We start from the raw sequence: 13,662 nt of genomic DNA, 5'->3' as shown, positions 1-13,662 counted from the left end.
GAGCGCAGCGAAACCCAACGAAAAAATACCCTACAAACAATGACAGATGCTTTGCATCCTAGCTATTTTAAATCTTCTTATACTTCGTAGGTATATTTCACCATGTATATATCCCTGTCACACTTAGCGGGGATTCTAATAATCTCTCTCTATCTTCTTTTGGTAAATCTAATTGATTTGGATAATATCCATTCATTTGAATATCTCTTTCTATTTTCCTAGCTGTATCGATGAATACTTTCAATACCTCGCAACTCGTATTTCTATGTGACTTACTTCGTATTGAAGTGACTGCATGAACAACTTCATCTCTGCTAATATCATCTGGCATTTTAATAATGATAGTTTCTTCAATAGTTTTCCCATGAGCTAGTAAATCTCTAAGGTCAAAGCATTTTTTGGCGTTTTGATATTCTCTTGTTCCAAGGTAGTCTGGTAAATTTACTTCTCCAAATAATTTTTTATGTAACTTCTTTCTATCTAATCTATCAGTATCCCAATCATCAAATAAAATCTGCCCAAAGTGATTAAGCATTGCTTCAATTGAGAATGCCACAAATACAATTCCGGTAACACAATGATGGTCAATTTCCCACTCTTCGCTAGCTCGTTTAGCTAATTCATAGCTAGTTGTTGCAACTCTAAAGTTATCTTTAGCGGAGCGCGATTCAAATTTTACAGTAATGGAGCTCATCATTTTTTACCCTGTAAATTAAAATACCTATTATCAAAAACCTTAGTATAAGCCATTTTTACCACTAACTTTATTCGACCAAACACAAAAAAGCCGCTGTATTTTGCAATACAGCGGCTTTTAAACCATTACTCTAAATTAATAGATTATGATTTTGGAGCACGACCCGCACGCTTACGCTCACTTTCAGTTAAGTGACGCTTACGGATACGAATGTTCTCAGGTGTTACTTCTACTAACTCGTCATCATCGATGAACTCAAGCGCTTGCTCTAGTGTGTAGTTCAATGGTGGCGTCAATGTTTGTGCTTCATCTGTACCAGATGCACGAACGTTAGTAAGTTGCTTACCTTTAAGGGCATTAACTGTAAGGTCGTTATCGCGGCTATGAATACCGATAACCATACCTTCGTAAACTTCAACACCGTGACCGATGAATAATTTACCACGCTCTTGTAAGTTAAATAATGCGTTAGTAAGTGCTTTACCTGTAGCATTTGCAATCATTACGCCGTTCTTACGAACACCTAGCTCGCCACCTTTGTGCGGACCGTAGTGATCGAATGTATGGTAAAGTAAACCAGAACCTGAAGTTAACGTCATGAACTCAGTTTGGAAACCGATTAAGCCACGGCTTGGGATCATAAAGTCTAAACGCATACGGCCCTTACCATCTGGTGCCATATCAGTAAGTTCACCTTTACGAAGACCAATTTGCTCCATGATAGAACCTTGATGCTCTTCTTCACAGTCAATTGTTAGTGTTTCATACGGTTCTTCTAATACGCCATCAACAGTGCGTAAGATTACTTCTGGACGAGATACAGCTAGCTCATAACCTTCACGACGCATGTTTTCGATTAAGATACCAAGGTGTAATTCACCACGGCCCGATACGCGGAAGCTATCTGGGTTGTCAGTATCTGCAACACGAAGTGCAACGTTATGTACTAATTCTTTGTCTAAACGCTCACGAATATTACGTGATGTTACAAACTTACCTTCTTTACCACAGAAAGGAGAGTTATTTACAGAGAACGTCATTGTTACTGTTGGCTCATCAACACTTAGTGGTGGTAATGCTTCAACGTTGTTAGGACAACAAACAGTATCTGAAATCGTAAGCTCGCCAAGACCTGTTACCGTTACAATGTTACCAGCGTAAGCTTTATCTGTTTCGATACGCTCAAGACCTAGGTAGCTTTGTACTGAACCAATTTTGCCGTTACGTGTAGAGCCATCAGCACTAACAATCGTTACTTGCTGGTTAGGCACAACAGAACCACGTTTGATACGGCCAATACCGATTACACCTTTATAAGAGTTGTAATCAAGCTGAGAAATCTGCATTTGGAAGTCACCTTCAGGATCTGCATCCGGTGGTGATACTTCGTCAACGATCATTTGGAACATAGGTTCCATGTTGTCAGACGGCTCGTCTAAATCTAGTGTAGCCCAACCGTTGATTGCTGAAGCGTAGATTACTTTAAAGTCTAGCTGTTCGTCAGTTGCACCAAGGTTGTCGAATAAATCAAAGATTTGATCCATAACCCAATCAGGACGTGCACCTGGCTTGTCGATTTTGTTGATAACAACAATTGGCTTTAAGCCTTGCGCGAATGCTTTTTGCGTTACGAAACGCGTTTGCGGCATTGGACCTTCTTGAGCATCAACAAGTAATAATACTGAGTCAGCCATCGAAAGTACGCGTTCAACTTCACCACCAAAATCGGCGTGTCCCGGGGTATCTACGATATTGATATGGTAGTCTTTCCAAGAAATGGCTGTGTTTTTAGCCAAAATGGTAATACCACGTTCTTTCTCAATGTCGTTTGAGTCCATCACACGCTCTTCGTTACCGCCGCGTGTTTCTAATGTACCTGATTGCTCAAGTAGTTTGTCAACCAATGTCGTTTTACCGTGGTCAACGTGCGCGATAATCGCTATATTTCTTAACTGTTCGATGCTCATATTTTTACTCAGAGAAGTTTATTCTCATTGATCCTGCAAGATCTACGCACTCATCTGCGTTTTCACCAGATGTCCCAGCATAGGATTTAAAAGGGCGCATATTATCCCTCATTAATGACATGGATGAAAGTTTATCCAATACAATTTTAAAAACTTTCTTAATACTTTTACTAAGTATCTGTTTTTTATATGACAATTATATGAAATAAATTTCGACAAATTACATAAATTGTCGTTTTTTAGCTAATTTGTTGATTGCTTTGGCACTATTTACTATTTAAGTTAAGCTGATTTAGGTGATTAAAATACGTGCAGAATCGAGCGTGAAATTTTTGCACCAATGTGGATATTTTACGCACCATAAAAGTGCAAAGCGCGTGACCACTTTTGTGCAACCATAATTTTTAACTTAATAAACAGCAAGTTAAAATAATGGCATAAAATCGGCTTACTAAAAAACCAAAGCATTTAATGCAGCAATAATAAAACCCAACAGTTGGAGGACACATGTCACAATCGGTTTTAGATTTTATTAAAGAAAATGACGTTAAGTTCATTGATTTACGCTTTACTGATACTAGAGGTAAAGAACAACATGTTTCTATTCCTCATCACCAAGTAGATGAAGATTTTTTTGAAGACGGCAAAATGTTCGACGGCTCTTCAATTGCAGGTTGGAAAGGCATTAACGAATCAGACATGGTACTTATGCCAGTAGCTGATTCAGTAAAATTAGACCCATTCACAGAAGAAGCTACGCTAATCGTACGTTGTGATGTTGTAGAGCCATCTACACTACAAGGTTACGAGCGTGACCCTCGTTCAGTTGCTAAACGCGCTGAAGAGTACATGAAATCTACCGGTATCGCAGATACAGTTTTATTTGGCCCTGAGCCAGAATTCTTCCTATTTGATGATGTTAAATACAAGTCAGATATGTCAGGTTCTATGTACAAAATTGATGCTGTTGAAGCAGCTTGGAACTCTGATAAAGACTACGAAGGTGGTAACACAGGTCATCGCCCAGGTGTTAAAGGTGGTTACTTCCCATGTTCACCAGTTGACTCTTCACAAGATTGGCGTTCAGCTACTTGTTTAGTACTTGAAGAACTAGGCCAAGTAGTAGAAGCACATCACCACGAAGTTGCAACAGCGGGTCAAAACGAAATCGCAACTCGCTTTAATACAATGGTATTAAAAGCGGATGAAATCCAAGAGATGAAATATGTTATTCATAACATGGCTCACCTTTACGGAAAAACGGCCACATTTATGCCTAAGCCTGTTGTAGGCGATAACGGCTCTGGTATGCACTGTCACCAATCTTTAGCAAAAGACGGTGTTAACCTTTTTGCTGGTGATAAGTACGGTGGTCTTTCTGAAGATGCACTTTACTACATTGGCGGTATTATTAAGCACGCTAAAGCAATCAATGCGTTTGCAAATGCCTCAACTAACTCGTACAAACGTTTAGTACCAGGTTTTGAAGCACCGGTAATGCTTGCATACTCTGCACGTAACCGTTCTGCATCAATCCGTATTCCAGTTGTACCATCTGAAAAAGGTCGTCGTATCGAAATACGCTTCCCAGATCCAACTGCTAACCCATACCTTGCTTTCTCTGCAATGCTTATGGCTGGCCTTGACGGTATCAAAAACAAGATCCACCCTGGCGATGCTATGGACAAGGATTTATACGACCTACCAGCAGAAGAAGCAGCAGAAATTCCACAAGTTGCATCTTCACTAGATGAAGCGCTAGAAGCACTTAGTGCTGACCGTGAATTCTTAACGCAAGGTGGCGTATTTACTGATGATTTAATCGATGCATACATTGCACTTAAATCTCAAGAAGTTGAAAAACTTAACATGACAACTCACCCAGTTGAGTTTGAAATGTACTACAGCGTTTAATACGCCGTAGACAAAATTATCGATAAGATAATAAATGTGTGTTCTCAAGCCCGCTTAGCGGGCTTTTTTTTATGGTAAATTAGGGTTATCTCCACTAAAGTTATGTAATTACAAAATATGCAGGGTAGCAATGTGAATTACAGGATATTATTACTATTTTTTGCTTTAGGATTAAGCATTTATAGTTATGCAGGCAATAAGAAAATTTATGCTTGGAAAGATAAAAATGGTGTTTTAGTGTTCTCAGATACACCACGTAGTGGCGCGCACGAAATAAAACTAAGCAGCCAAGATCTTACCCTGTCTGAGACCGATAAACACACCCCTGGTTCACCACAGCCAACGCACCCTAACCGTTTTCAAATTATGATATCGTCGCCTACACATAACCAAACCGTACGCGAAAACACTGGCTCGGTGTACGTAACAAGCCGCATAACACCGCGTTTTGAAGCTGGCTTTACCATACAGCTATTTTTAAACGGTAACGCTTATGGGCCCGCAAGCAATTTATCAACGTTTGCCATACGGGATGTAGAAAACGGAGCTCATACTTTGTATCTCAAACTTTATAATAAACAAAATCAAGCCATTGCTATCAGTCAGCCCAGTACCTTTGTGATGCAAAGAAAGGCTGTAAACTAAGTACAATGTCTCATGAAGCAAAATTAGCGCAGCAGTATTTACTGATTAAAACTTGCTTGCAAATATTAACGCACTAAAGTGGTGCAAAGATGTCAAACGAACAAAATTTTAGCCCTGAACTTCTCAATGCCATTTGGCAAAATCAAACTACATCGGTCATGTTACTTGATAAAAGTTTTACCCTTGTTTATGCCAACACCAGCACCAGCGAACTACTCGGCTTGGGTAAAAAGCGCATTATTGGGCAAACCTTTAACAGCTTATTTAATTACCATTCTGTGGATTTAGAGCGCATAGCCCAGTACTCACTTGTTGATGGTGTAGATTGCAGCCAGCACAGAGCTGACGTGGTCTTTATAGATTCTCGCCATGCAAAAATAGCCATTACATCGCGCCAAGTTAAGTTTAAAAACGAACGCTATATTTTACTTGAGTGTCGTAAAACCGATGAAGAAATAAAACACGACAAAGCCTCTAACCAAATGCATCAATATCAAGCGGCACGAAATTTAATTAGAGGGCTTGCTCACGAAATTAAAAATCCTTTAGGGGGAATACGCGGAGCGGCGCAGTTATTGCAGTATGAGGTAGATCAACAAGAAAGGGACGAATGCGCTGAGCTTATAATTGAGCAAGCCGACCGATTACGCGAATTAGTTGATAGGCTACTTGGGCCAAATCAGCTTCCGCAAAAGTCGTATGGCAATATTCACCAAACACTTGAGTCGGTTGTTAAATTAAGCACATTAGATAATTGTAAAAATATTAGTCTAGTTAAAGATTACGACCCAAGTATCCCTGATGTGTTTATTGACCAAGGCAAGGTTCAGCAAGTTGTACTTAATATTGTACGCAATGCTCAACAGGCGTTAGTTGATGGCGGTGAAATAAAAATAAAAACCCGCATTAATCATCAGTATCGCCGCCCCGGAAAAGCCCCTAAAAAAGCCTTGTTGATCCAGGTTTCTGATAATGGACCAGGCATAGACCCTAGCGTTCGCGAAACATTGTTTTACCCGATGATCACCAACAAAGAAGGTGGTTCAGGGCTAGGGCTTTCAATCGCACAAACGCTCATAGATCAGCACGACGGTTATATAGACTGCGATAGCTGGCCTGGCCATACTGAATTTAATATCTATCTGCCTTTTGCAGATTAATGTTTTGGAGTTGGCATGAAAACAGTTTGGCTTGTAGATGATGACGCATCAATTCGCTTTGTATTAGAAAAAGCGCTGACACGCGCAGGGTTTGAAGCAGAAAGCTTTGCAAATGCGCAAGACGTGTTAAGCGCGCTAAAATTTAGCCAACCAACCGTGTTGGTATCTGACGTACGGATGCCAGGCATGGACGGCATGGCATTGCTTGAACTCATAGCAGAGCAAAACCCAGGGCTGCCGGTTATTATAATGACCGCCCACTCAGATTTAGACTCAGCAGTTAACGCATTTCAAAAAGGCGCGTTTGAGTACTTAGCCAAGCCATTTGATTTAAACGAAGCCGTGGCATTAATCGAAAGTGCCTGTAGAGCAAACTCAACTAAAAAGACTAAGCGTAAACAAGTTCCACCTAAAAGCGCGCACATTATTGGCGAAGCCCCTGCGATGCAGGAAGTGTTTAGAGCGATAGGTAAACTGTCGGCTTCAAGTATGAGCGTACTAATTAATGGTGAGTCTGGCACAGGTAAAGAGCTTGTAGCCAGCGCTTTACATAACCATAGCCCACGTAAAGAAAACCAGTTTATTGCATTAAACATGGCCGCTATTCCAAAAGAGCTTGTGGAGTCTGAGCTATTTGGCCACGAAAAAGGCGCATTTACTGGTGCCGATAGCGTTCGTAAAGGCCGCTTTGAACAAGCCAATGGCGGCACACTGTTTTTAGATGAAATTGGCGATATGCCACTGGATGTGCAAACACGTTTATTACGCGTACTCGCCGATGGTGAATTTTACCGTGTGGGCGGGCACCAAAGTATTAAAGTAGATGTACGCATTATTGCTGCAACGCATCAAAATTTAGAAGATTTAGTAAAACAGGGTAAATTTAGGGACGATTTATTTCATCGTTTAAACGTTGTGCGCCTTCGTTTACCGGCTCTTAGAGAAAGAACTGAAGACATTGAACGCCTAGCGCAGCACTTTTTACACAAAAGCGCAAAAGACCTGCAAGTAGAAAGTAAAGTACTAAGCCCAAAAGCCACAGAGCAGCTTAGGCTATTTAGCTGGCCTGGTAATGTGCGCCAACTCGAAAACACCTGTCGCTGGTTGACCGTTATGGCCCCTGGTGAATTAGTAAGTGAGCAAGACCTACCACCAGAGATCATTGATGCAGCGCCTGTTCAACAAGAAGGTGATTGGCTCGATGCGTTTCAGCAATGGCTCAATCAAGAGCTTAAGCAAGGTAAAGAAAACATTTGGCCCGATATTCAAGCTCAGCTTGAAACTCGTCTTATAAAAACAGCACTGGCTAATTGCTCTGGCCATAAACAAGATGCAGCCATAAAAATTGGCTGGGGGCGCAACACGTTGACCCGCAAATTAAAAGAGCGCAATATTAGCTAGTTTCTAACCGTTACTCGTTGGCCCTAGGATGAAATTAATAGAACACATTCCATTATTTAAACAAATGGAAATAGTGAATAGATTGCACTTTTTTAAAGACTTCACCCTTGCTGAACGCCAAGTGCTACTAGAGTCGTTTGGGTTATTGTATTTAGTTAACCAGCATCAGTTTTTATTTAAACAATACGATAACGACAAACGCTTATACATTGTATTAAGTGGTGCGTTACTTGTTTTTAAACATAACCACTTGCTGGAGCTTGGCACTATAGAGCCCGGTGAGTTTATCGGTGAAGGCGCATTTATTAATAACCGCGAGCGCAGTACGAGCGCTCGTGCTAAAACCGACACCATAGTACTTGCCATTACCCCAGAGGCACTTACTCGCTTGCCTAATGTAATACGCGAAAAAATTAAAGATAGAATCATAGAAGGTATGAGCCTGCGCATTGCAAAGCTGAGTGAGCACATAGAAACCCACGGTTAACTCTATCACTCAGTCCATATAAACAATTTGTAGTGAGCAATCAAGCCAGCTGGGGTTATTAACATGCGCCGTAAATGTATACGTATCGGATGGCTTGGCGCCAAAAGGCGTCGCTACAAGCGGCTGTGAGTGGCTATATGTTTGCGAGTAGGTTTTATAATAAATAACAACATAACCATATAAAAACTCCCAACCTAACCTTACAACAGCGCCACTGGGTAAGGTAAAGTCAGCGTGTTCATTTGAAAATCTAACCGCTAAATCATTGTATTTATCGTCGCTGCAATGAGTTGTTCGTAACTTTTTAGGCATAACAAAGGTTGACCCCGCCACTGCATTTTTTAGATAAAAGCCTATATTGCCATCACCATAAAAGTGATTTGATCGTGTGGTGTAGTTAATTTCGGGCTGATAACCTAGCTCTTGCATAATAATAGCTAACTGCTCAGTTTCTTTTGGGTAAATTTTATCGCTTGATAAGAGTAATGTAGCCTCACCAAAGGTAGATGGGATTTCTAGCGCTACGTATTCATAAGGAAGATTTTGTGCTTTTAGCGCAGCATCGAGCTGCTTGCGCTGCTCATCTTGCAAGTTTTCACTAAAAACATAAACGGTAGGTTGTTGGCACGCAGTTAATAATAGTGCCCACATACAGATTAAAATGCCATTTTTCATAGTTACCCCCAATGATTACAATTGTAGTCTATTGAAGGTAACTATCTATAGCAAATTAATACTCATGTGCTTAATTAAGTATTATTGTACGTTGGTATAATTTGTTTGGCTGTCTAACCAGGCATCTACACTTTGGCGCGTATATAAAACTTCGTTAAATAAGCGATGGCGTTCAAATTCCAGTTTTGATTTTTTAAGTGGATCGCCACTAATTAGTCGACTGTGCGTATCGTTAAACTTAGAAATAACCGAAAAGCCGCGTTCATCTTGCTCTTTTTGTGTTTTTACCGAGTTAGCTAAGTGAGCTCTTACATCATCTGCTGTCAGCATATCTGAATTATCTAAGCCCATTAGCTCTTTTTTCATTGCTAATCTTATGCCCATTTACTGCTCCAATTATATGCAGACCTAAACAATTAAAACGGTGAAATAATTACCATGTTTTAGGTACGATTTTTTATTTGCCAAAGCAATAGCAAATAGCACACCAAATTTTTGCTAGAGCATACGCATCAAATGCTGCAGTTTTTTTAAAGTTGAAAAAAGTTTTATATTCATCACTCTTTTTTATCCCACTCGGGCGAGCTTGCTAGGTGCAAAAAACAGTGCAAGCCTTTATACTTGCTGCTTATGCGCCACCAACAGAGATAACCATGTCAGAAGAATACATTGAAATTGAACTTGAAGAAGAACCTATAGAGCTTTGTAAATTACTAAAAGTACTCGATTTAGTAGAAGGTGGCGGCCAAGCTAAAAACCTAATAGCGCAAGGCTATGTTGGGGTTAACCATGAAATATGTACAATAAAACGGAAAAAATTATACAGTGGCGATGTACTTGAATTTGATGGCGAGCTTTTTCAACTCACTTTAAGTGAAGATGCGACTCCTGTAGAGCGCCCAGTGGCAACAACCCAACCACAGCCAGAAAAAACACCTAATGAAACAGCTCAAAAGCCGGCAAAAAATAAAAGAAAGCGCACTAAAAAGCCAAAGGTTGATGAAAATACAGGGCGCCGCCCTATCTCATTTGGCTAGCCATTAGCGCTTTGTGCCATTTTTATTATATGTATAGGCTAGCTTGAACAGTTAGCCTTTTTGCTCTTTAATTACCTCGTAAAATACAATAAAAACAAGGTAATAATATGACAACCTCAGCCATACCCAATTGGTTTAAACCCGCCCTGTGGGCAGCACTTATCTGGAATTTATTAGGTGTGTTTGCATTTATAATGCACCTTATGATGACCCCCGAGATGATAAGTAAACTTCCGTTAGATCAACAAGCTGCATATTCAAACGTGCCTTTATGGTCTACCATTGCGTTTGCTGTAGCGGTATTTGGTGGCACCCTTGGCTGCATACTACTATTGGCCAAAAATGCATTTGCAACGCCTACCTTTGCGCTATCGTTGGTAGCGATATTTATTCAGCAATTTTATAATTTCATTGTGATAAATAGCATTAAAATGCTGGGGGTAAGCGCGGTGTTTATGCCTATTTTAGTGATTGTTATTGCGTTTTTGCTTTTATATTTAAGCATAAAAAGCAAACAATAAGGTTGGTTGAACTAACCTCCCCCCCTTTTGTAAACTCATTATTTTGCTACTTGAAAAAACAATTTTAGGTAGCACTTCTATACTTATTACTGTCTAAAAAACATGCATTGCGCTACCTGCTTTTTAGCCTGATTTGTCATATTTATTATCTCTGGTATGCACTTTGCAAACTATTGGCAAATAAACACGTTATTTTATCAAGGACATAATCCTAACTATCAAAGGGGCAAAAAATGAATAGTTTCGACACCCAACAACAATTAACGATTAATGGCGAGCAATACCATATTCACTCACTTAAAGGATTAGGCGATAAAGCAAAGCGATTGCCCTTTTCTCTCAAAGTATTACTAGAAAACCTATTACGCAATGAAGATGGCGTAAATATTAAAGAACAAGACATTCAAGCCCTTCTTGACTGGGACCCTAAAGCAAAGCCCTCAGCTGAGGTGGCCTTTACGCCGGCACGTGTTGTAATGCAAGACTTTACAGGTGTTCCCGCCATAGTTGATTTAGCTGCCATGCGTGATGCAATGGAAAAGCTAGGTGGCGATCCTGCAAAAATAAACCCGCTTTCTCCTGCTGAACTTGTAATTGACCACTCAGTACAAGTAGATGGCTATGGTGACGACGGTGCGTTTGATTTAAATGCCAAGCTAGAATACGAACGAAATAAAGAACGCTACGAATTTTTACGCTGGGGGCAAACTGCTTTTGATAATTTAAAAGTAGTGCCACCAGCTACAGGTATTGTGCACCAAGTAAACTTAGAGTTTTTAGCGCGTGTTGTTTTTAACGACAGTGAAAACGGAAAATCAATAGCCTACCCAGACACCCTTGTAGGGACTGATTCGCACACCACCATGATTAATGGTTTAGGTGTGTTAGGCTGGGGCGTAGGTGGTATTGAAGCCGAAGCAGCCATGCTTGGGCAACCAATTAGCTTGCTTATTCCTCAGGTAGTGGGCTTTAAATTAAATGGCCGCTTACCCGAGGGCACCACAGCTACCGATTTAGTGCTCACCGTTACCGAAATGCTACGTAACCACGGCGTAGTGGGTAAATTTGTTGAGTTTTATGGTGACGGCCTAGCTGATCTACCGCTAGCCGATAGAGCAACCATTGCCAACATGGCACCAGAGTACGGTGCAACATGTGGTATTTTCCCCATTGATGATGAAACAATTAACTACCTGCGTTTAACGAACCGCGATGAAGATCACCTCAAACTGATTGAAGACTACGCTATACACCAAGGTTTATGGCGCCATGAAGGCGACGAAGCGCATTACACAGACACCCTTGAGCTTAAATTAGACGATGTAGTACCTAGCCTTGCAGGTCCTAAACGCCCACAAGACAGAATTACACTTGATAAAGCCGGTGATGTGATAGGCCAGCACCTAAAAGGCTTCCAAGATGAGCGTATGGCTCGTCGTGATAAAAGCGATATTGAAGAAGCGCGCATTGAAAGTGAAGGCCCAACAACCAACCCTGATGAACCGGTAGACGAAGCGCAGTTTATGGGTGCAGCCAAAGTGAAGTTTAAAGGCCAAGAATTTGAACTAAACGATGGCGCCTGTGTTATTGCCGCTATTACAAGCTGTACAAATACCTCTAACCCCAGTGTTATTTTAGCCGCAGGCTTAGTGGCTCAAAAAGCTAAACAGCTGGGTATTAATGTAAAACCGTGGGTTAAAACATCGCTTGCACCCGGTTCACAAGTGGTAACCGACTACCTTGAAAAAGCAGGCCTAATGGATGACCTAGAAAGCTTAGGCTTTAACTTGGTCGGTTATGGTTGTACCACGTGTATAGGTAACTCAGGCCCGCTTGCAGATGAAATTAGCGAAGCTATTCAAAAGCATAAGCTAGTTGTAAGCTCTATTTTATCGGGTAACCGTAATTTTGAAGGGCGTATACACCAAGACGTTAAAATGAACTTTTTAGCCTCGCCTCCACTTGTGGTAGCGTATGCCATTGCAGGACGTACAGACATAGATGTATACAACGAGCCATTAGCGCAAGATGAAAACGGTAACGATATTTACCTAAAAAATATTTGGCCAAGCGTGAGCGAAGTCAGCGAACTAGTACAAAAAACGGTAACCAGAGAAATGTTCGAAAAAAGCTATGCCAACGTATACGAAGGCGACAGCCGTTGGCAAAAAATCCAAATTCCTGATGGTAAGCTCTATGATTGGGATGACGGCTCAACTTACATTAAAAAAGCACCATTCTTTGAGGGCATGAGCGTTGAACCACCAGGCGTGCCAACAATTGAAGGGGCGCGTTGTTTAGCTAAACTTGGCGACTCAGTAACCACTGACCATATTTCTCCTGCGGGGGCCATTAAAGCTGAAGCGCCAGCCGGTATTTACTTACAGGAAAAAGGCGTAGAAAAAGCGCAGTTTAACTCGTACGGTTCACGCCGTGGTAACCACGAAGTGATGATGCGAGGCACATTTGCGAACGTTAGGCTTAAAAACTTACTCGCACCAGGTACAGAAGGTGGCGTTACTCGCACCCAACCTGATGACAAGCTTGCCAGCATTTACGATGCCGCAATGGAATATGAAAAGAGTAACACACCATTAATTGTGTTAGCTGGTAAAGAATACGGTACCGGTTCATCACGCGACTGGGCAGCAAAAGGCTCACTTTTATTAGGTGTAAAAGCGGTGGTTGCACAAAGTTATGAGCGTATTCACCGCTCTAACCTCATTGGTATGGGTGTACTGCCTTTACAGTTTAAAGAGGGTGAGAGCCACGAATCATTAAATTTAACTGGCCAAGAGCAGTTTGATATTGAAGGTTTGTACGACAAAACGAATGAAGTGAGCATTATTGCCACGAATGCTGAGGGCAAAAAAGTCAGCTTTAGCGCCGATGTACGTATAGATACCCCTAAAGAGTGGGATTACTACAAGCACGGCGGTATTCTACAATACGTTTTACGTAACATGCTTGACTAATCATATACTTAAAACTAAAAAGCCTAGCAGTCGCTAGGCTTTTTTATGCGCTACATTGTCTTGTCCTGAAATGTGTTTACACATTTAGGACTTATTTTATGAAAACCACTAAAACTAAAGACGTTAAGCGTACTCAGCGAGATTATACATTAGGCTTTAAATTATCTATTGTTGAGCAAGTAG

12 protein-coding genes are annotated in these 13,662 nt (G+C 40.9%); 8 read left to right on the top strand and 4 right to left on the bottom strand.

Features of this window, described 5'->3' with window-relative positions:
• Positions 1-97: 97 nt before the first annotated feature.
• Entirely contained in the window at positions 98-697 is a 600-nt protein-coding gene (locus PSI06_RS03485; RefSeq protein ID WP_154945397.1) for a hypothetical protein, read from the bottom strand.
• A gap of 143 nt (positions 698-840) precedes the next feature.
• Positions 841-2,664 carry a translational GTPase TypA gene (typA, locus tag PSI06_RS03480; RefSeq protein WP_273602973.1) on the bottom strand — a complete coding sequence of 608 codons (1,824 nt, stop codon included), beginning with the start codon at positions 2,662-2,664 and terminating at the stop codon, positions 841-843.
• A gap of 507 nt (positions 2,665-3,171) precedes the next feature.
• Here typA and glnA point away from each other — a divergent pair.
• The 5 genes from glnA (at position 3,172) to PSI06_RS03455 (ending at position 8,271) form a co-directional block, all read left to right on the top strand.
• Positions 3,172-4,578 carry a glutamate--ammonia ligase gene (gene glnA, locus PSI06_RS03475; RefSeq protein ID WP_004589454.1) on the top strand — a complete coding sequence of 469 codons (1,407 nt, stop codon included), beginning with the start codon at positions 3,172-3,174 and terminating at the stop codon, positions 4,576-4,578.
• A 132-nt stretch (positions 4,579-4,710) separates the two neighbouring features.
• Positions 4,711-5,223, top strand: a complete 513-nt coding sequence (locus PSI06_RS03470; RefSeq protein ID WP_004589453.1) for a DUF4124 domain-containing protein — start codon at positions 4,711-4,713, stop codon at positions 5,221-5,223.
• Positions 5,224-5,312: 89 nt separating this feature from the next.
• Positions 5,313-6,383, top strand: coding sequence for a nitrogen regulation protein NR(II) (gene glnL, locus PSI06_RS03465; protein WP_004589452.1), 1,071 nt, complete (start codon positions 5,313-5,315; stop codon positions 6,381-6,383).
• Between the two features lie 15 nt (positions 6,384-6,398).
• Positions 6,399-7,784, top strand: coding sequence for a nitrogen regulation protein NR(I) (gene glnG, locus PSI06_RS03460; protein ID WP_004589451.1), 1,386 nt, complete (start codon positions 6,399-6,401; stop codon positions 7,782-7,784).
• Between the two features lie 28 nt (positions 7,785-7,812).
• Positions 7,813-8,271: a cyclic nucleotide-binding domain-containing protein gene (locus PSI06_RS03455; protein ID WP_004589450.1), complete on the top strand. Its 459-nt coding sequence runs from the start codon at positions 7,813-7,815 to the stop codon at positions 8,269-8,271.
• Between the two features lie 9 nt (positions 8,272-8,280).
• On the opposite strand, the gene PSI06_RS03450 is transcribed toward PSI06_RS03455, so the two are convergent.
• A complete protein-coding gene (locus tag PSI06_RS03450) occupies positions 8,281-8,946 on the bottom strand; it encodes a hypothetical protein (protein WP_273602972.1) in 666 nt (221 codons plus the stop codon).
• A gap of 81 nt (positions 8,947-9,027) precedes the next feature.
• The gene (locus PSI06_RS03445) at positions 9,028-9,330 is read right to left on the bottom strand and encodes a hypothetical protein (RefSeq protein WP_004589447.1); all 303 of its coding nucleotides are present in this window, start codon (positions 9,328-9,330) and stop codon (positions 9,028-9,030) included.
• A 269-nt stretch (positions 9,331-9,599) separates the two neighbouring features.
• Between PSI06_RS03445 and PSI06_RS03440 the strand changes: the two genes are divergently transcribed.
• From PSI06_RS03440 to acnA, 3 genes are all read left to right on the top strand, one after another.
• The gene (locus PSI06_RS03440; protein ID WP_024031994.1) at positions 9,600-9,983 is read left to right on the top strand and encodes an RNA-binding S4 domain-containing protein; all 384 of its coding nucleotides are present in this window, start codon (positions 9,600-9,602) and stop codon (positions 9,981-9,983) included.
• Positions 9,984-10,090: 107 nt separating this feature from the next.
• Positions 10,091-10,504, top strand: coding sequence for a hypothetical protein (locus tag PSI06_RS03435; protein WP_273602971.1), 414 nt, complete (start codon positions 10,091-10,093; stop codon positions 10,502-10,504).
• Positions 10,505-10,737: 233 nt separating this feature from the next.
• Positions 10,738-13,479 (top strand): aconitate hydratase AcnA, encoded by a 2,742-nt coding sequence (gene acnA, locus PSI06_RS03430; protein ID WP_273602970.1) that lies wholly within the window; start codon positions 10,738-10,740, stop codon positions 13,477-13,479.
• Positions 13,480-13,662: the final 183 nt, after the last annotated feature.

The sequence above is a fragment of the Pseudoalteromonas sp. GABNS16E genome, assembly GCF_028598715.1.
Lineage (GTDB): Bacteria > Pseudomonadota > Gammaproteobacteria > Enterobacterales > Alteromonadaceae > Pseudoalteromonas > Pseudoalteromonas atlantica.
This window is presented reverse-complemented; position numbering and strand designations above follow the sequence as displayed.

Excerpts from the sequence above, each read along its gene's own strand:
- PSI06_RS03485 (WP_154945397.1), bottom strand. The coding sequence starts at position 697 with ATGATGAGCTCCATTACTGTAAAATTTGAATCGCGCTCCGCTAAAGAT.
- typA (WP_273602973.1), bottom strand. The coding sequence starts at position 2,664 with ATGAGCATCGAACAGTTAAGAAATATAGCGATTATCGCGCACGTTGAC.
- glnA (WP_004589454.1), top strand. The coding sequence starts at position 3,172 with ATGTCACAATCGGTTTTAGATTTTATTAAAGAAAATGACGTTAAGTTC.
- glnL (WP_004589452.1), top strand. The coding sequence starts at position 5,313 with ATGTCAAACGAACAAAATTTTAGCCCTGAACTTCTCAATGCCATTTGG.
- glnG (WP_004589451.1), top strand. The coding sequence starts at position 6,399 with ATGAAAACAGTTTGGCTTGTAGATGATGACGCATCAATTCGCTTTGTA.
- PSI06_RS03455 (WP_004589450.1), top strand. The coding sequence starts at position 7,813 with ATGAAATTAATAGAACACATTCCATTATTTAAACAAATGGAAATAGTG.
- PSI06_RS03450 (WP_273602972.1), bottom strand. The coding sequence starts at position 8,946 with ATGAAAAATGGCATTTTAATCTGTATGTGGGCACTATTATTAACTGCG.
- PSI06_RS03445 (WP_004589447.1), bottom strand. The coding sequence starts at position 9,330 with ATGGGCATAAGATTAGCAATGAAAAAAGAGCTAATGGGCTTAGATAAT.
- PSI06_RS03440 (WP_024031994.1), top strand. The coding sequence starts at position 9,600 with ATGTCAGAAGAATACATTGAAATTGAACTTGAAGAAGAACCTATAGAG.
- PSI06_RS03435 (WP_273602971.1), top strand. The coding sequence starts at position 10,091 with ATGACAACCTCAGCCATACCCAATTGGTTTAAACCCGCCCTGTGGGCA.
- acnA (WP_273602970.1), top strand. The coding sequence starts at position 10,738 with ATGAATAGTTTCGACACCCAACAACAATTAACGATTAATGGCGAGCAA.